19 protein-coding genes are annotated in these 17,280 nt (G+C 48.5%); 8 read left to right on the plus strand and 11 right to left on the minus strand.

Annotated elements, in window-relative coordinates; genetic code table 11:
• Positions 1 to 51 precede the first annotated feature (51 nt).
• Complete coding sequence (locus BBEV_RS12470; RefSeq protein ID WP_084007380.1) at positions 52 to 663, plus strand: histidine phosphatase family protein; 612 nt, start codon at positions 52 to 54, stop codon at positions 661 to 663.
• 46 nt (positions 664 to 709) lie between these two features.
• On the opposite strand, the gene BBEV_RS12475 is transcribed toward BBEV_RS12470, so the two are convergent.
• Positions 710 to 1,117: a DUF6508 domain-containing protein gene (locus tag BBEV_RS12475; RefSeq protein WP_069365769.1), complete on the minus strand. Its 408-nt coding sequence runs from the start codon at positions 1,115 to 1,117 to the stop codon at positions 710 to 712.
• A gap of 134 nt (positions 1,118 to 1,251) precedes the next feature.
• Between BBEV_RS12475 and BBEV_RS12480 the strand changes: the two genes are divergently transcribed.
• Entirely contained in the window at positions 1,252 to 1,527 is a 276-nt protein-coding gene (locus tag BBEV_RS12480; RefSeq protein WP_069365770.1) for a hypothetical protein, read from the plus strand.
• Between the two features lie 209 nt (positions 1,528 to 1,736).
• Positions 1,737 to 3,671, plus strand: a complete 1,935-nt coding sequence (locus BBEV_RS12485; RefSeq protein WP_069365771.1) for a heavy metal translocating P-type ATPase — start codon at positions 1,737 to 1,739, stop codon at positions 3,669 to 3,671.
• A 54-nt stretch (positions 3,672 to 3,725) separates the two neighbouring features.
• Here the strand turns inward: BBEV_RS12485 and BBEV_RS12490 are convergent, their stop codons facing one another.
• A complete protein-coding gene (locus tag BBEV_RS12490; protein ID WP_069365772.1) occupies positions 3,726 to 4,418 on the minus strand; it encodes an HAD family hydrolase in 693 nt (230 codons plus the stop codon).
• 119 nt (positions 4,419 to 4,537) lie between these two features.
• Positions 4,538 to 6,727 (minus strand): HD domain-containing phosphohydrolase, encoded by a 2,190-nt coding sequence (locus BBEV_RS17200; protein ID WP_084007382.1) that lies wholly within the window; start codon positions 6,725 to 6,727, stop codon positions 4,538 to 4,540.
• Positions 6,728 to 7,032: 305 nt separating this feature from the next.
• Between BBEV_RS17200 and BBEV_RS12500 the strand changes: the two genes are divergently transcribed.
• Together BBEV_RS12500 and BBEV_RS17970 are read left to right on the plus strand one after the other, a co-directional pair.
• Positions 7,033 to 7,671 carry a phosphatase PAP2 family protein gene (locus BBEV_RS12500; RefSeq protein WP_069365773.1) on the plus strand — a complete coding sequence of 213 codons (639 nt, stop codon included), beginning with the start codon at positions 7,033 to 7,035 and terminating at the stop codon, positions 7,669 to 7,671.
• 199 nt (positions 7,672 to 7,870) lie between these two features.
• Entirely contained in the window at positions 7,871 to 8,392 is a 522-nt protein-coding gene (locus BBEV_RS17970) for a CueP family metal-binding protein (RefSeq protein ID WP_198155001.1), read from the plus strand.
• A 137-nt stretch (positions 8,393 to 8,529) separates the two neighbouring features.
• On the opposite strand, the gene BBEV_RS12515 is transcribed toward BBEV_RS17970, so the two are convergent.
• Positions 8,530 to 8,973 carry an NADPH-dependent FMN reductase gene (locus BBEV_RS12515; RefSeq protein ID WP_324609495.1) on the minus strand — a complete coding sequence of 148 codons (444 nt, stop codon included), beginning with the start codon at positions 8,971 to 8,973 and terminating at the stop codon, positions 8,530 to 8,532.
• 27 nt (positions 8,974 to 9,000) lie between these two features.
• Positions 9,001 to 10,062, minus strand: a complete 1,062-nt coding sequence (locus tag BBEV_RS12520; RefSeq protein WP_069365775.1) for an LLM class flavin-dependent oxidoreductase — start codon at positions 10,060 to 10,062, stop codon at positions 9,001 to 9,003.
• A 124-nt stretch (positions 10,063 to 10,186) separates the two neighbouring features.
• Here BBEV_RS12520 and BBEV_RS12525 point away from each other — a divergent pair, with 124 nt between their 5' ends.
• Entirely contained in the window at positions 10,187 to 10,552 is a 366-nt protein-coding gene (locus BBEV_RS12525; RefSeq protein WP_069365776.1) for a winged helix-turn-helix transcriptional regulator, read from the plus strand.
• Between the two features lie 142 nt (positions 10,553 to 10,694).
• Positions 10,695 to 11,039: a YflT domain-containing protein gene (locus BBEV_RS12530; protein WP_069365777.1), complete on the plus strand. Its 345-nt coding sequence runs from the start codon at positions 10,695 to 10,697 to the stop codon at positions 11,037 to 11,039.
• A 36-nt stretch (positions 11,040 to 11,075) separates the two neighbouring features.
• On the opposite strand, the gene BBEV_RS12535 is transcribed toward BBEV_RS12530, so the two are convergent.
• From BBEV_RS12535 to BBEV_RS12560, 6 genes are all read right to left on the minus strand, one after another.
• Positions 11,076 to 11,828, minus strand: a complete 753-nt coding sequence (locus tag BBEV_RS12535; protein ID WP_069365778.1) for an ATP-binding cassette domain-containing protein — start codon at positions 11,826 to 11,828, stop codon at positions 11,076 to 11,078.
• Positions 11,828 to 12,523, minus strand: coding sequence for an ABC transporter permease (locus tag BBEV_RS12540; protein WP_069365779.1), 696 nt, complete (start codon positions 12,521 to 12,523; stop codon positions 11,828 to 11,830). The genes BBEV_RS12535 and BBEV_RS12540 overlap by 1 nt, the downstream gene beginning before the upstream one ends.
• Positions 12,524 to 12,547: 24 nt before the next feature.
• Positions 12,548 to 13,384, minus strand: a complete 837-nt coding sequence (locus BBEV_RS12545) for an ABC transporter substrate-binding protein (RefSeq protein WP_069365780.1) — start codon at positions 13,382 to 13,384, stop codon at positions 12,548 to 12,550.
• Positions 13,384 to 14,328 (minus strand): helix-turn-helix transcriptional regulator, encoded by a 945-nt coding sequence (locus BBEV_RS12550; RefSeq protein WP_069365781.1) that lies wholly within the window; start codon positions 14,326 to 14,328, stop codon positions 13,384 to 13,386. The genes BBEV_RS12545 and BBEV_RS12550 overlap by 1 nt, the downstream gene beginning before the upstream one ends.
• Before the next feature lie 142 nt (positions 14,329 to 14,470).
• Positions 14,471 to 14,827, minus strand: coding sequence for a group I truncated hemoglobin (locus BBEV_RS12555; protein WP_069365782.1), 357 nt, complete (start codon positions 14,825 to 14,827; stop codon positions 14,471 to 14,473).
• Positions 14,828 to 15,006: 179 nt separating this feature from the next.
• On the minus strand, positions 15,007 to 15,963 hold the full coding sequence (locus BBEV_RS12560; protein ID WP_069365783.1) for an NAD(P)H-dependent flavin oxidoreductase: 957 nt from the start codon (positions 15,961 to 15,963) through the stop codon (positions 15,007 to 15,009).
• A gap of 216 nt (positions 15,964 to 16,179) precedes the next feature.
• On the opposite strand from BBEV_RS12560, the gene BBEV_RS12565 reads away from it, so the two are divergent.
• Positions 16,180 to 17,232: a glycoside hydrolase family 16 protein gene (locus BBEV_RS12565; protein WP_069365784.1), complete on the plus strand. Its 1,053-nt coding sequence runs from the start codon at positions 16,180 to 16,182 to the stop codon at positions 17,230 to 17,232.
• Positions 17,233 to 17,280: the final 48 nt, after the last annotated feature.

Genomic DNA, 17,280 nt, shown 5'->3' on the forward strand with positions numbered 1-17,280 from the left:
AAGACCGTATATGGTAGCATAAAAACATTGATTCGAATTGACTGAAAGGTGATGATCGACGTGCAGGAAGCAACCATTTACCTCATACGCCACGGTGCAACCGGCTGGAATCAGACCGGCAGATATTTAGGGCATACCAATGAGCCCATTCTTGAAGAATCTTACCCGGTCATTGATAAACTGAAAACAGTAGCTGATTCACTTGAAAATCCGATCGTGACATCGAGCGATTTGCTCCGTTGCACGCAAACCGCCTCAAGACTGTTCCCCGATACTGCCATTCATTTTGACCATCGTTTGCGGGAAATGAATTTTGGCGACTGGGAAGGCAAGACAAAAGAAGATCTCAAACAAAACCCGGATTTTGATACTTGGCTGTACTCCTTTCATGAGAGTACGATCCCGAACGGGGAAGGGGCGGCCGAATTCTCCAACCGCGTACTTGGCTGGTGGACTGAATACGCCAATCGTCCTGATTTGTTGGAAAGTTCACATGTCATCGTCGCGCACGGCGGGGTCATTCGCGTTCTGATGACACATTTAACCGGTACCGGACTTGAAACATTCTGGGATTGGCGGATCCCGCACGGCACTGCCATCCGGCTGACGCTCACGAAGCAACAAGATGACTACCTGGCATCGGATTGGATCCGTTTGCCCTGATCACTCCGCAGTGATGCTCCTGAATCAGAGGGCCCCGCCTCCTGATTCAGTGACATCCTTCTTCTTGCTCCATCAAATTCCTTAAATGAATCAGGGCCGATAACAGGATGCCTCTTTGAATCGCCGCGGCCAAAAACCCACATGAAAACCGGTCACCCCGCACATAATAAGTGATGAGAGCCTCTGTTTCGATATTGCTTAACGTTGAAATCTTCACCTCGTCGGGCAGGCAGTGCAAGTTCGATACAATCTCCATGTACCCTTTTCTGAGAATCCCGTATGCCTGTGCATCTTTTTTGAATGCCGATACCCCTTCATCATAATCAGGCCCGCGAATCTGCATTACCCGGTGTGACGTGTTTTTTTGATCCGGCCAGGAGAAAAAAGGTACGTCGTCTCTCTTAAAATAGGCAATATAACGATTCAGAAATTCCAGCTTGGTATTCGATGTCACAGTCATCATCCCCTTTTCAAGTTGATCTGTGTATCATTCTAGCGGTACCCCTGACAACTGCTGTCACGGAACATCAATTCGCTTCAAAAATATGCTACACTTAATCCCACTTATAAATTTCAGGAGGTTTGACTATGCTGCTATTTTCGATCGGTTTTATCGCATTCCTTGTGGTGCTCAACACGGTCATTATTCGCATCAGCCGTGGAGATCGTTGGAAACGGATCTTATCAGGAGCCGTTCTCCTCGTGATCGCTCCCCTCAGCTTCATCCTATCCATTACGCTGCTTCCTTCCACTGGCGCTTTTAGTGAAAGTGGTTCAGCTGAAATCGCGACACTGATGACAACAACAACTCTCGTTGTCAATGGCATGATCCATATTGTAAAAGGCATACTGACAAACGAATAACAACCGTGCCGGACCTGATGCTGATCAGGTTCTTTTTGTTTATTGATATCAATTATCATTCACCTATTTGATAACCTCTCTCAATTACCTGTATGATAGCTCCATTAGTTGATCATCATTCTCAATTAAGATTAATTTTCTCAATTAAGCGTTGAATTCTCTCTGTTTCATGGTATAGTAAAGATAAGGAGAGACAGGAGGGAATGACCATGCAAACCGAATCAACCATCATCACCAATACGAATGAGAGCTACCAATCGCAGTGGCTGAGATCCCTCATGAGACACCGCGAATTAATTTTTGCCGGCTTGGGCGGTTTATTTCTTTTCATCGGATTTATCCTCGATCGCCAGGAAGTGAGCACCGCCGCGGTACTCTTTTTCATCTTATCTTATGGTGTCGGCGGCTATTACAAAGCAAAAGAAGGGTTATATGACCTGTTGAATAATACGCGGCTGAACGCCGAAATTCTGATGATTCTGGCAGCTGTCGGGGCCGCATCCATCGGTTATTGGGAAGAAGGTGCCATTCTGATCTTCATTTTCTCCATCAGCGGCGCACTCGAAACGTACACGATGCAAAAAAGTGAGAAGGATCTCTCTTCACTCATTTCATTGGCACCCGACACCGCGACAATCATCACCACGGATGGTGACCACAAAACGATCCCTTTGGACGATGTTGCCATCGGTGACCGCGTACTCGTTCGTCCAAATGAACGAATCCCCGTGGACAGTGTCGTCTTACAAGGCCATTCCACCGTTGATGAATCAACACTCACCGGTGAAGCCGTACCTGTCGAAAAAATTGAGGGCAGTGAACTGTTCAACGGCACGTTGAATAACAGCAGCTCCCTGACGGTGGAAGTGACCCGCCGGAATGAAGATTCTTTGTTCCAGAAAATGATTACCCTGGTCCAGCAGGCCAAGACTGAACGTCCGGAAACCCAGCGCTGGATCGAGAAAATTGAAGGACCTTACGTCATCACGGTTTTGATTATAACTGCCCTCATGCTCATCATCCCATATACCGTGTTCGGCTGGCCGTTCACAGACACATTTTACCGGGCGATGGTCCTGCTTGTTGTCGCTTCCCCTTGTGCCATCGTCGCTTCGGTCATGCCAGCCATGCTTTCAGCCATTTCAACCGGCGCACGTAACGGGGTGCTCATGAAAGGCGGGGTATTCATGGAGCAGCTCTCGAAGGCTGATGTCATCGCATTTGATAAGACCGGGACAATTACAGAAGGTGCCCCGAAAGTGACGCACTTCCTCACGCACGATCAGGAATCACGTGTGCTGGACATCGTGTCTGCCATTGAAAAACAATCAAATCACCCACTTGCTGAAGCCATCGTATCGTATTGTGATCGTCATGTACCCAAGGGCAAGGAAAAGGTTGAACTGAACAATGTGGAAGACGTTACCGGCTTCGGTGTCAAAGCCAGTGTCAATGGTGATGCCTGGTATGTAGGGAGCCTCAGCTACATGAAGCGTATGGATGTGGCTAAGCAGGATGATCAATGGATGTCCACCATCACTGCGTGGCAAAAAGAAGGAAATACCATCGTTTGTGTCGCAAAGAACCATGAACTCGCAGGGGTTTTCGCCATTAAGGATCAGCTCCGCAAAGGCGTCAAAGAAACGCTTGAAACCCTCCATAAAAACGGGATTCGTACCGTGATGATTACCGGCGACCAGGAACAGACGGCCAAAGCAATTGCGCAGGAAGCCGGTGTTTCCGAATGGTTCTCAGAGAGCTTACCGGAGGAAAAAGTCCGCAAAGTGGAAAAACTGAAAGAATCCTATACGTCCGTCATCATGGTCGGCGACGGCGTCAACGATGCCCCGGCTCTTGCGAAAGCAGACATTGGTATCGCCATGGGTTCAGGAACCGATGTTGCGATTGATACAGCTGACCTCGTCCTGATGAAAAATGATCTTTCCAGAATTAATCTGTCCGTCAACCTGTCCAAGCGAATGAACCGGGTCATTATTCAAAATTTAATTTTCTCTGTCAGCGTCATCTTGATCCTGATCAGCGCAAACTTTTTTCAAAGTCTTACGCTCCCAATGGGGGTCATCGGTCATGAAGTCAGCACCATTCTCGTGATTCTGAATGGACTAAGGCTGTTGAAACCCTGAGCCATTCCCCATACGAAAAGGGCGCAGGTTAATCACCTGCACCCTTTCTTTCAATTATAACTCAGCCAATGCTTCATCAAAAATGGGCCATCTTTTTTCCCTTGCAATTGCTTCCATTTCCTCATTCGGATTCACCACAACAGGTGTCTGCACATATTCAAAAAGCGGAATATCCGTTTCACTGTCCGCATAGGCCCATGTGGAAAAAGCAGATTCTCCAAAGCCCGGATGCATCTCTTTTTCCTGTAACCATTTTTTGAGTTCTGTGACCTTCTCTTCTCCGTTTATAATCTTCTCTACCCGGCCGGTGCAGATCATGTCATCCGTAAACGTCAGGCGGGTACTGATGATCTCTGCATCAAGCTCCAGTAAATCTCGAAAGGCTTCCAGAAACGGATGAAGCGCGCCGGACAGAATGATTATCGTATCCCCGCGTTTTTCATGTTCTCGTAACTTTTCCACCAGTTCCATGTTGACATTGGACAGATCACTGCTTGCAAGCTCTTTAAAAAAATCATCCAGTTTCGTTTTACTCATCCCTTTGAATGTCTTCGCAAAACCACGGAAAAAACACATTCGCATTGCCTGTTTCCCTTTGAAAACCCGGGTAACCAGGGTGGCCAAAATCACCATGCCTAAAGTCAGCCATTGCTGATACCCAAACCATTTCTTTCCTGCTTTGAACATTGCTTTAAAAGAATCGCCCTGATAAAGCGTACCATCAAAATCCACTGTCACAATCGCCATGTTCAATCCACCTCTGTTTCGTATAATGCATCCATTTTCCCTGAGATTCTGATTCAACACAAGTGAACAATGATTCATTTTCCAGATATTACACACTTCAATAGAGTTTCCTCCACGGCTCAGGGTTCTCTGATCGACAGAAAATGCGCCACGACCTCTGGGTCGAACTGCCTGCCGGATTCTTTTTGCAAAACAGCCAGCGCATCTTCTTCCGGCATGGCTTCACGGTAAGCCTGCTTTGTCGTCATTGTCTCATAGGCTTCTGCCACAGCAATGATCCTCGCCTCCAGCGGAATTTCTTGTTTCTTCAGCCCTTTTGGATATCCGCTCCCATCCCATTTTTCATGATGGGCCAGAACAATTTCAGATAAATTGCCGTATTGATTCACTGCGTTCAGGATATTGTAACCGACTTCAGGATGACGCTCGATCTCTTCACGTTCGTCTTCAGAAAGCCGGTCCGCCTTTACCATCATTTCCAGCGGCAGGGCCACTTTACCGATATCATGCACAAGGCCCGCCGTCTTCAGCTCCTGAATCCGCAAGCGGTCCACCCCCATTTCCGTGCCAATCATTTCGGCATACAAGCCAACACGTTCGGCATGTTCCTCTTCGTTCGGAAAACTGTCAAAGAAGGTTTGCATGATCGTTTCAACTGCCTGATAAGCAATTTTTTGCTTGTCCGCTATTTTTTGACGGTACATTTTTTCCTCTGCCTTACGAAGAATGTGCTCCGTCGGCTCTTCTTCACGGAATTTCGTTTCGAAACCGAACGATGCGGTGATCGGCAGACCACCGACATTGAATTGTTTCAATCCTTCACTGATCCGCTCCACAATGATTTCCACTTCCTGCGGATCGGTTTTCGGAAGGACAATTGTAAACTCATCGCCTCCGACCCGGGCAATAATATCATCTGCTCTGCACTGCTGGCGAATGGTCTTTGCCACCTTCCGTAAGAGCTCATCCCCTTTGGCATGACCGAAGGCATCGTTTAAGAGTTTCAATCCGTTCACATCAAGAATCAGCACCGAGAGCGGGAAATTGCGCTCAGTGTTCAGGCGATTCAGTTCCTCTTCGAGGAATCTGCGGTTATACAGATCCGTTAATTGGTCATGAAAACTCAAATATTCAATTTGTCTGATCCGTTCTTTCTCGACGGTGTGATCCCTGAAGACGATCACAGCTCCTTTGACCCCGCCGTCAATCGATCGAATCGGAGCGGCGCTGTCTTCCACAGGGATTTCTTTCCCGTATTTATTTTTCAATAACTTGTCTTTTTCCATCTCCGAATTTTCTCCGGTTTTGAGGATTTTATACACCAGGCTGTCACACTTTTCACGGGTGTGTTCGTTGATGATGTAGAACACTTTATCAAAAAATTCACCGGTTGCTTCGTCCATCCTAAAACCCGTCAGCTTCTCCGCCATCCGATTCATCAACGTGACTCGCCCTTTATTATCCGTAGCAATGACGCCGTCCCCTAAAGACATTAACGTCGTTCTGAACATCTCTTTTTCGAGATGAAGCGCTTCTTCAATCTGCTTGTAATCAGTAATATCCATTCCAATCCCCAGAAGGCCTGTAATCCGGTCTGCATCATCTTTTAATGGAACTTTTACCGACCTGACCGTATGAACCTCACCGTCACTGAATGTGATTTCTTCTTCACGTACAATCGTCTCTTCAGATTCAAAAGCATCCCGATCGCCCTCCTGGCAAACGGATTGCTGCATCCGATCCACCTGATAATTCTCTTGAAACCAGCGGTTCGACATCGGGATTGATCCGTCTGGCTTCACAAGCCAGAGCCCTGCAGGCATGTGGTCAAAAATCGATTCGAGCAGCCGGTTGTTTCGGGCTGTTTGTTCCTGATAATGAATAGCAGTCTGCTTTATGGACTCTTCTTCTGATACGTCCCGAAAATGGCCATGAAACCTGACGCTGCCATCTTCAAGGGATTCCGCCCGCGAATAACCCTGCACCCAGATCAAACCGTATTCAGGATGATTGACCCGAAACCGCGCATCCCATAAGCCGCCTTCTTTTGCAACCTGGAACGTTACCGAGAACACATCGTCCAGGTCATCGGGATGAATGGCGTCCAAAACCACTTGCTGATCCATCATGGCTTCTTCAGCTTTGCAGCCAAAAATGTCGCTGATCCCTTCGCTCGCGAAATCAAAGACCCCATTTCCAGAAGGCGTCACACGGTATTGGTACATCGCGCCAGGAACGTAGTTCATGAAGTCTGAGAGCTGTGTTACAGATATTAACGATGTTTCACATGTGTTTTTTTGCCTGGGCATGATCAGCACTCCTTATCAGTGACCTGAATCACTGTGTGAATCTATGTATGAATCGGGTTGTCACAAGCAACGTTCACATCGAAAATCCTCATAATATGCTCAGGTCTATTATACTTTAAATAAGATGAAAAACTAGCATTTTTTCATTTCATCACCAATATTTCTAGTTCTTTAGTTTAGTTTTATGTGTATTTTCAAATAATATTGTCGAATCTTCAGTTATTTTGGTTCCGATTTGGTATTTGAGTCCCGATCCTGCTATTCTGAATGGACACAACTCTTTGCATCGGAAAGGAATCGATTCGATGACCACTCACCGGTACCTCCTTTTCTATTCGCTTCTCTGTTTCGGTTTCTATAGTGTGCTCGCTCTTTTCATTACCCGTGAAACTGCATGGATAATCCGCATCGATGAGGCGATTCAGGCAAGCATGACAACGCACTCTCCCGACTGGCTCTATACCACGATGAACTGGTGGACGGATCTTGGCAGCGTCTCTTTTTTTACCACTGGGACCCTTTTGACTGCCTTGTTCATCTGGATACACCCTCGCATAAAGCCGGTTTGGGTCTTACCGCTCACCGTCAACATGCTCGGTATCTCGGCGTTGTCCACGTGGATGAAAGAAGTGACCGCGCGTCCACGTCCGAGTATCAATGAAACCGTGGACGCTGTCAGCTTCAGCTTCCCCAGTGCACACGCTTCCGGCAGTGCAGCCTTCTACGGGTTTCTGATCCTGCTGGTGACGCTTCATGTATCGCATTCCCGCTTGAAAATCAGCCTGAACCTGGTTCTTCTGTTTATGATGCTCACGGTCTCATTCAGCCGTCTGATTCTGAATGTTCACTTCTTTTCAGACATGCTCGGCGGATTGCTCCTTGGTGCCGGCTGGCTTTTCATTGCAATCAGGACAGGCATTTTCCTTGATCAAAAGACTCGCTGACACACTATCACATTAAATCGATCTATACACTGGGTTTATTTTCACAAAAAATTCATATTTCATCGGAACGTCCTCTATCTTCCTCTTGTAATTTAAGCTACAATGTAGGTATTGAACCGCCTGCGGCCGTTCATCTAACCAATGCGGGCTGAAAATCAGGCTGTACAGCACGACAGAACAGATAGAAGGGGGAAGTAAGATGAGCAAAATGCGCATTGCTTTACTTGGATTTGTAACTGCACTCCTCTTTACGCTCTCAGCATGCGGCAATGAGGAAACCATGTCTGCGGACGATATAAAAGCACTGGTAGATGAATACAGCGCGAATTTCGAAACCGGTGAACTGGCGGCCATCACATCCGATGAATTGATCATCACGACAGAAGACCAGGAAGAAATCAGCCACGAATTGCCTGAAGAGGAATTCTTTGTATCCATTGCACCTTATTTTGATCAGACCCATCCATGAACCATTCATAGCCTGACAGGTTGTCAGGGAGAGCTGAAAAACGAAACCTTTGCCGTTCATATTGAAGATCAGGACGGAGAAGTCGTGATGGATGAAGAGATCGATTCATTGGACAATGGATTTATCGACCTTTGGATCCCGCGGGACAGAACGTATCAGGTCACGATTGAATACGACGGCCACGTGACGTCTCAGGAATTATCCACTTTTGAAGGTGACGACACCTGCATTACCACGATGCAGTTTGACTGATGAAAAGATAAAAGCAGGAATCCGCCAAGAGCGGATTTCCTGCTTTAATTTCGTCAAAACTCACACTGCTCATCTTTTTTCCGGGTCAACTCTGCCAATGGATCAGCCAGCAGCATGCTGTCTTCCGTCAGTCTTCTTTACCGGAAAATCACATCGTCATTGACCAGTTTCTTGTTTTGATAATCCGCTTCCCCAGCAAATACACCTGCTTGCACAACGTGCAATTTCATATCATTCAAAATCGGCTTCAGCCGATGCTCTTCCACGAGGAAATGTTTGGCTGAACCAGCGGTGACCGCAATCCCTGCGACCTTGTTTCGAAAGGCATCCACCGGCAACAAGTCGAAGACGTTTTTCAGGCTCCCTGGAATCGAACCCTGAAACACGGATGCACCGATCAAGAACAAGTCGGCATCCATCATCGTTTGCTTCACTGTCGCTGCATCTCCTTCGTAATCCAGAAAATGCCGCCCGTCACTGAACGGCAGGTCAAACTCCGCTTCCTCACTTCGTGGCTTCAGCTCTTCTTCGAGTGCATTCAGCGCCGTTCTTGTTTTCGACCCGGCAACGGATCCAGACAACAGAACAAGCTTTATAACAATGACTTCTTACTTCTTACGCGTGTGTTTTTTGATTTCCGGCAGGATTTTTTCACCGATGAGATCAATGTTTCGCATCAGCTGTTTAAACGGCACACCGCCGAAATCCATTTGACCAATGTAGCGTTGGTGGCCAAACTGTTCGTGCTGATACAATATTTTCTCTACGATGGCTTCCGGGCTGCCGATGTTGATGACGGAACGGATATCTTCAGCCTGCGCAAAGGCTTCTTTCGGGAATCCCCTGCCGTTGGTCAGCTTCATGCCCTCGTTTATATGTGGGTACATTTCCCGCTGTGCGTCTTGTAAAGAGTCCGCGGCATGGAAAAAACCGGCGGCAGCGACCGGCAGTTGTGCAGGGTCATGACCATTCTCCTGTGCCGCTTCCCGGTAGGCTTCGATCTGTCGTTTAAAGACGCTGACGGGGCCGCCGAGCATCGCCATCATCATCGGTACCCCGCGATGACCTGCTTTCATGGCACTGGCGGGTGTGCCGCCGACGGCCCGCCAGATCGGGAGTCTCCCCTCTTTGGGCTGTGGCAGCAGTTCCGCATGCTTTAACGGTTTACGGAATTCCCCCGCCCAGTTCACCGGTCCTTCTGTTTCATTCAGCTTGAGAAGGAGTTCGAATTTTTCCTCATAAAGGGCCTCGTAATCGCGGATATCATAACCCAAGAGGTCAAAGAGACCCACCCGGGATGCCCGGCCGGCAATGATCTCCGCCCGCCCGTTTGAAATCAGGTCCAGCGTCGAAAAATTTTCATACACCCGGACAGGATCCGACGTACTGATGATCGACGAAGAACTGCTGATCTTGATGTTTTCTGTCGCCTGAGCGATGGCTGACAGTACCACCGCATGGGCCTGTGTGGCAAAGTATTCCTGATGACTTTCCCCCACACTGAAGAAATCGATCCCCGCCTGATCAGCCAGTTTCGCAAATTCAATGATTTGCTGCAGACGTTCTTGTGCAGAAATCCGTTCTCCGGTATTCGGGTTCGGTAAATGGTCGCCTAATGTGTAAATTCCAAATTCCATTCCTTGATCCTGATCGATGCGATAGTTATCCATATGCATTCACCCATTTCATATTTCTCTTGATCATAGTTTTATTATGATACATAAGTGCATTTCATGGAAGTACGCACTTCAAAGTGCTATAGTATCCAAAAAGATACTATTGGAGGAATGCATGATGGCCAACATTGAACCGGAACAGTGCCGGGTGGACAACGCCCTGGGAATCCTCGTTGGAAAGTGGAAACCGATTATCCTCTTACACCTGTTAAAAGAGGGCACCCAGCGCTTCAGCGAATTAAAACGAAGCATCCCCGGTATCACCCAGAAAATGCTCACGAATCAGTTAAGGGAACTCGAAGAAGAAGATATCGTCGAACGAAAAGTGTACCCACAGGTACCCCCGAAAGTGGAATATACCATCACTCCTTACGGACAGAGCCTCAGGCCGATCCTCGACGCCATGCACGAATGGGGTCAGAAACACATCGAGCACAAACGGCAGCTTCAAGAGGATGCGGAAAAGAAGCAAGGGGGAGCCTGACCACAGCCGAGGCGTTCCGGTTTTTCTCTGTTGGTCGCGGGAGTTTCCGATACCCGCATTCCAACTGACAAAATTGCATGTTATTCAATCATTTGAATAGGGAATTAAAGCAACTAATCACACGAATAAAAGGAGGCTGAAAATGGATCCCTTGTGTAAAGTCTATGAAAATCAGGACGACGTAGTGATTGCCGTTCGCACATTGCAAAAAAAAGGACTGGATGAAGACAATCTGTACATCCTTTACCTCGATGATGACATTTCAGAGCACGCTTCAGAGAATCCCGAAGCGATAGCTGTCGGGATGAATGAACAGAAACTCGGTACCGCCGTGGACCGGATTTTTCCCGGGACTCTGACCGGTTTGAAAAACAAACTCATTAACATCGGCTTCGATGAAGCGTCTGTCACCGTATTCTCAGAAGCACTGCAGGATGGCAGCACGTTACTCGTCCTGGTTGATCCCCCGGAACAAATCACTTTTTAACAAGGAACGCCCCTGTCACGGTTGCGACAGGGGTGTTTATTTTTCGATCTTAAACAGGGGATGTTCGCGCCAGGGCTGTAAAAAAGCGGCCAATTTCTCAGATGGTTCATGCAACAGTGATGATGTATTCCCTTGATCACAGTTTATACCGTCTTTAAGATACAGGAGGCGGTTCGTCAGCTGTGTGATCTCCGTCAAGTCATGACTGATCAAGACAGCCGTTGTGCTGGTGTTTTTCAGGATCAGATCCAGTTCGGTAATCAATGTCATTTTCGTCGGGAAATCAAGTGCGGAAAACGGTTCATCCAAGAAGAGTACATCCGGCTCCAACACGAAAGCGCGGGCCAGATTCATCCTTTGGGCTTCACCACCTGACAAGGCATATGCCTGAGCATCAGCCAGGTGATCGATCCGGAAAACAGCCAGCCACTTTTTGACCCGCTCTTTGATTTCAACTTGCGGCACCTTGCGAAGCTTCAACCCGATCGCCACATTTTCAAACACGCTCGTCTGAAAACGCTGGGAATGTTGAAACACACTGGCCAGTCGTCTTCGAACCTTGAGTGGCGGGTCCTCGAGGTTCACTTTCTGCCCTTCAAACATCACCTCGCCGGCGTCTGGTGCTTCAAGCATGGCCAAGGCTTTTAATAACGTCGATTTCCCGGCCCCGTTCGGTCCCATGATGCCAAGACGGTCACCCGCCAGCAAATCAAGCCGGTCGAGGCGGATGATCTCCTGAGAGCCACGCTTACACAGCACATTCCGATAACTCACAATCGGATTGTTCATCAGACAAGCCTCCTTTGCTGCACTTTCAAGAGCATAAATGTAACCGTCAGTGCCAGCATCATCAAAATAAAGGACAGGGCAAGGGCCACGTGAAACTGCCCTCTGGACACTTCCATCACCATGGCCGTCGTCAAAATCCGTGTATCGCCACGGATATTCCCGCCGACCATCGATGCCGCCCCCACTTCAGCCAGAACCCGGCCAAGGCCTGTCATAATTGCAGCCATAATGCCGAACCGGGCTTCCACTGCATACATCCGGATCGTCTGCAGGCGCGTCGGTGCGAGCGCCTTCATCTGCAAAAGGAGTCCCTGATCGAGTTTTTTGAAGGCCGCATAAGACAGACTCACAACAATCGGCAGGGACACCAGCACCTGAGCAATCACAATCGCATGCGTCGTAAAAAGCCACTGAAGATCACCAAGCGGTCCTGAACGCCACAGAAACATCGTAACCCATAAACCCGCGACCACAGGCGGCAGTCCCATCCCCGCATGACTGAGAAGGATCAGTGCTCCTCTTCCTCTGAAGGATTTAAACGCCAGCATCATCCCCGCAGGTACACCCATCAGCGTGCTGATTACAATGGAGGAAGTACAGACCTTAATGGTCACCCAGGTAATATGCAGGACGTCTTCATCGAGACGCACGATCATCTGTATGGCCTCAACGAGACCCCTCCAGATCAGTTCCATTTAACTCCCCCACTTCCCTTTGAATCAATCAACGAAAAACAAAGGCTCACCATACGCTTCTTCACCGAAACTGCTGATTTCATTCCTTGCCGTATCACTGACCATGAATGATACAAACGCCTCTGCCCCCTGCTCATTCACCTGGTCAAATCGTTCAGGGTTCACTTGCATCACGTGATAAGGATTTTGCAGCTCCTCTTTTCCTTCAACCAAAATTGTCAGCGTATCCAATTCATCGCGAAGAGAGAGATACGTTCCTCTGTCTGTCAGAAGATATCCTCTTCGTTCGGCAGCTATTCGTAACGTCTCGGCCATCCCCTGGCCGGTTTCCTCATAACCGTTGAATGCCGGTGCAACACCTGACTCCTCCCAGATGTTCAACTCCTGGATATGCGTCCCGGATCCGTCACCTCTCGAATAGAACATCGCTCCTTGTTCAGCGATCGTCTGAAAAGCCCCCACGGCAGTCCGGTTCCTGACCCCTGCCGGATCATCTTCAGGACCGAGGAGGACAAATTCATTGGCCATCACTGCCCGACGGTTCACTACCTCACCTGACTCTGCGAGTTCTTCTTCGGCATCAGGAGCATGCGTGAAGAGGACATCCGCTTCCCCTTGTTCCCCCATGGATAAAACGGCACCGCTCCCAACAGCAATCACTTTCACCCGGTAGCCGGATTCAGCTTCAAAAAGGGGGATGAGGGTATCCAGGAGCCCGCTGTCATACGTACTGGTCGTCGTCGCAAGAATGAACTCTTCCTGTGATTGCCCGGAGGAATCACTCCACGTGCAGGCAGAGGACAAAGTCACCAGACCCATCACAAACAAGGCAACGATCCACGGTCCAATCCGATGTTTCATCAACGTTCACCCCGGTTTGAATAACGCATCAGCCCCATATCGTCCGTGATATACCCGTCTATCTCACCCAAGTGTTCTTTCAATGTGTTTGACTGCAAGGCTTCTTCAAGGCATTTCAAGGCTTCCTGATTTCCCTTCGTCCACTTGACGATCAGATCAAAGGATTCTTCGGTCAATGGGATAAAATCCAGGCCCAGCATCGCAGCAATCGGTTCGATTCCAAGCGTCACGTCTGCATTCCCATTCAGCACATGAGCCCCTGCATTGTAATGGGTCCACTCCACGTCCCCGTATCCGTTCAGATCCTCAGCTGGCATCCCTTCCTTCGTCAGGTGATAGTCCAGCAATTGCCTCGTGCCTGAACCTTTCTGCCTGTTCACAAAACGGATCTCCGGACGAATCAGATCCTGCCATGACTGAATGTTTTCCGGGTTCCCTTTTTGAACCATGAACCCTTGTGTCCGTTTCGCCAGGTGATACACTGAAACCGATTCACCAGCAAAGAAACGCTTCACAAATGGCAGGTTGTAGTCACCGCTTTCCGGATCGAGCATATGGGCTGAGGCTACGTCACAATCTCCCCGGTACAAAGCCATGCAGCCTTCCATACTGCCGATGTAAGATGAATGGATATGGAGGGAGTAGTCGGGATCTTCAAAGACTCTTTGGATGAATTTCTCCAAAAGAAGGTCGTGACTGCCGGCCAATCGAATAACATGATCTGATACAGTGTCAACTTCAACCGCTGTCGGTGTATCTTTTGTTTGGTCGATGAATGTGGAATGCCTGTCCATATAGGCTTCCAGCTGTTTCTCTTCGATTCGCATTTTGTTGCCCACTTTGAACGCAGTCAGTTCCTGACGTTTGATCAGTTCATACACCGTATGCTTTGATATTTGCAAAAGCTTTGCCACGTCGTCGGGCGTATAGATTTTATGATCCATTGAGAAACACATCCTCACGTCACGTAATCGTTATGATATACACCCATTATCTTTGTTTTTGTTTAGTTTCGTCAAGTTTTATTTAGTTCTATTTGATTTTATATCATAAAAGTGACCGCTCATCAATTGAGCGGTCATTTAATTACTGATGAACGACGCTGTCCTTCAGGCCATTGATTTTTGTCATGATGGTCTCGATGTCTTCCTCTTCTGCACCGAGTTCTTCCAAAGTCGCTTGCAAATGTGTGGCAATCGCCAGAAATTCTTTGGGTTGAATATTCATCCCTTCATGGGCTTTCTCCATGGACGTGCCGCCATACTGATTGGGGCCGCCCAGTGCGAAAGAGAGAAATTTCGTCTGGTGCTCCCGCTGTTTCTCCATATCCGTGTGCTCAAAATAATGCTTCACCGTGTCATCTGCCAGCACTTTTGCGTAAAATCTGTCCACCGCGGTCCTGATCGTTTCTTCGCCGCCAAGCTTGTCATACAATGTCGTCATGCACCATACCTCCTGTTCGAGTTTTTACACATGCCACAGTATAAACGGTGCAAACCGGCATTTCAGTGATCCAGATCACATCCTCCGATCAGGTCGATGTACCTTCGTTCAAGTCAACTGAGCTGATCACGCAAAAGAACCGGAGGGAAGAGCCCTCCGGTTTCAATTCATCATTTAATTTAAGCTGTCACAAGTCCCTCTTCAAATTCATGCTTCAACCGGCTGATCACTTCCCGGACCGGGATAATGTCTTTCACCTGATCCACGCCGGCACCGCTGAATACCAGTCCCTGATCCACGTCACCGTCTTTTGATTTCAGAAGTGCATCATAAATGCAGTACTGGTGGGAACATTTCTTCAGACAGCTGACACAGCGGTCGATCTTCACCTTGCCCCCATCGGCAATCTGTGATGTGAAGGAATTTTCGATCGCACGTCCTGGCAAGCCGACAACAGACATCATCATCGATGTCCCCGTGGCTTCGAGGTACCGCTGTTTGAATGCGTCATCGGCATCACATTCTTCGGTTGCTACAAATCGGGTCCCCATCTGCACACCGCTCGCCCCAAGATCCAGCATGTCCTGGATGTCTTTTCCGGTCATAATGCCGCCGGCGGCAATGACGGGAATGGTGACTGCATCTACCACTTCCGGCAGGATGTCTTTGACGGACCGCTCTGTCCCGAGGTGACCGCCCGCTTCGTGGCCTTCCACGACGACCGCCGCTGCACCGAGTCGCTGGGACATTTTTGCAAGTTTACCGGAAGAAACAATCGAGATCACCGGCGTATCATACGCTTTTCCCCACTGGTACATGTCCCTGGAAATGCCCGCGCCGGAGATGATGAAATCCACTCCTTCTTCCATGGCTGCTTTCATCGTATCGGCAAAATCTGTCATGGCGTAAAGGCAATTGACGCCGATATACCCTTTCCCCTGGGTATTCGCCCGTGCTTTACGAATTTCTTCACGCAGTTCGTCCGGTGAGATTCCCGTTCCGGAAATAATGCCAATTCCCCCGGCATTACTGACGGCTGACGCAAGTTTGTGCAGGGAAATCCCTACGCCCATTCCCCCTTGCATGACGGGCACTTCCGGCTCCATGTGTGCGATTTTCAATGCTGGCATTGTCATACTGACCACTCCCCAAATCTGGATTCACGTTTTTTGTGTGCCTTCATCGTAGCAATCGGGAGCTCATATTACTACTTACATTTGTCATCTGCTCCTAAGTTTTATTGTGACAATATTGTGACTACTCCCTGAAAACTAAATCTTTCTTTTTTCACTGAAAACTCATTTTTATGGCGTATAATACGGTTGAAGTTGTTTTGAAGGGAGGCGCGCATCGTGAAATGGATTTTTTCAGCAATGCTGCTGGTCATACTGGGGGGCTGTGAGATGTTCGATGAATCTGAAGAGATGCAAACAGAACCGGAAACCGTTGAATCGGACCTGTCCGGTAATACACCATTTGAAATCAGGGAAATCCGTTTGCCATCAGGTACGGGGTATTTCGGGGAACCCATCCACTCTTCTCTCACAATCGAATGGCAGGAGGAACCCATTGAGCTCTGGATCGGCGAAAGCATTCAGGATGCTTCCGGAAAGTGGCATGACTTTGATCCTTCACCAATTCAAGATCAACCGCATGATGACCATCAGCGCCTGGACATCCGGTCTGAAAATATTCCTCCACGCGATACGCTTTTGACAGGACCGCAAACACATGTCGTTTCCTTTTGGGACCGCTCTCCTGATGAAGAAGGGGCCATCCGGTTGTTCCAAGCTAAAACTGCAGGAGAACTCATTCTGTTTTCAAAGCAGGAAACGTTTGAACAGGGGCCTGATACAGAAGGATGGACAGCCGCAGATCACCAGATTGGCCAGACCCGCTTCGATCCGGCGCAAATTGATACACATGATGAAGAAGGGATCGTGATCACCATGAATCCAGGAGGCAAAACCAGCGGTGAAATCCGCACAATGCATCCCGTCAGCTATGGTTCCTATGAGATCGCGATGACCGTTCCCGATAATCCGGGTACCCTTACCGGCTTCTTTCTCTACGGTGCCCCGGACTATGATCATGAAATTGATATCGAAGTCATGAACGACCAGACTGGAGAGATCTGGCTCACGACCTACGCCGACGGCAAAGAGCAGCATGCCTATAAAGAGGAACATGCCATTGACCCTACAGATGGCATACACACATACAGGATCGATTATTTCCCCGACTATACCGGTTTTTTTCTGAACGGAGAAGAGCTGGCCCGTTTCACAGACGGCTACAGCCATGAGCCGATGCAGCTGATGGTGAATTACTGGCGACCTTCCTGGCTGGATCAAACACCTGCCGATGAAGACACGCAACTGCACATTCACTGGATGAATCACTGAGTAGAGTGCGTAGAAAAAGACCCCGCTCACCAGGAGTCGGGGTCTTCA

Origin of the sequence: Salisediminibacterium beveridgei (assembly GCF_001721685.1) — a bacterium.
In the GTDB taxonomy this organism is placed as follows: Bacteria; Bacillota; Bacilli; order Bacillales; family Salisediminibacteriaceae; genus Salisediminibacterium; species Salisediminibacterium beveridgei.

Coding starts and splice junctions, on each gene's coding strand:
- BBEV_RS12470 (WP_084007380.1), top strand. CDS start 52: ATGATCGACGTGCAGGAAGCAACCATTTACCTCATACGCCACGGTGCA.
- BBEV_RS12480 (WP_069365770.1), top strand. CDS start 1,252: ATGCTGCTATTTTCGATCGGTTTTATCGCATTCCTTGTGGTGCTCAAC.
- BBEV_RS12485 (WP_069365771.1), top strand. CDS start 1,737: ATGCAAACCGAATCAACCATCATCACCAATACGAATGAGAGCTACCAA.
- BBEV_RS12490 (WP_069365772.1), bottom strand. CDS start 4,418: ATGGCGATTGTGACAGTGGATTTTGATGGTACGCTTTATCAGGGCGAT.
- BBEV_RS17200 (WP_084007382.1), bottom strand. CDS start 6,727: ATGCCCAGGCAAAAAAACACATGTGAAACATCGTTAATATCTGTAACA.
- BBEV_RS12500 (WP_069365773.1), top strand. CDS start 7,033: ATGACCACTCACCGGTACCTCCTTTTCTATTCGCTTCTCTGTTTCGGT.
- BBEV_RS12520 (WP_069365775.1), bottom strand. CDS start 10,062: ATGGATAACTATCGCATCGATCAGGATCAAGGAATGGAATTTGGAATT.
- BBEV_RS12525 (WP_069365776.1), top strand. CDS start 10,187: ATGGCCAACATTGAACCGGAACAGTGCCGGGTGGACAACGCCCTGGGA.
- BBEV_RS12530 (WP_069365777.1), top strand. CDS start 10,695: ATGGATCCCTTGTGTAAAGTCTATGAAAATCAGGACGACGTAGTGATT.
- BBEV_RS12535 (WP_069365778.1), bottom strand. CDS start 11,828: ATGAACAATCCGATTGTGAGTTATCGGAATGTGCTGTGTAAGCGTGGC.
- BBEV_RS12540 (WP_069365779.1), bottom strand. CDS start 12,523: ATGGAACTGATCTGGAGGGGTCTCGTTGAGGCCATACAGATGATCGTG.
- BBEV_RS12545 (WP_069365780.1), bottom strand. CDS start 13,384: ATGAAACATCGGATTGGACCGTGGATCGTTGCCTTGTTTGTGATGGGT.
- BBEV_RS12550 (WP_069365781.1), bottom strand. CDS start 14,328: ATGGATCATAAAATCTATACGCCCGACGACGTGGCAAAGCTTTTGCAA.
- BBEV_RS12555 (WP_069365782.1), bottom strand. CDS start 14,827: ATGACGACATTGTATGACAAGCTTGGCGGCGAAGAAACGATCAGGACC.
- BBEV_RS12560 (WP_069365783.1), bottom strand. CDS start 15,963: ATGACAATGCCAGCATTGAAAATCGCACACATGGAGCCGGAAGTGCCC.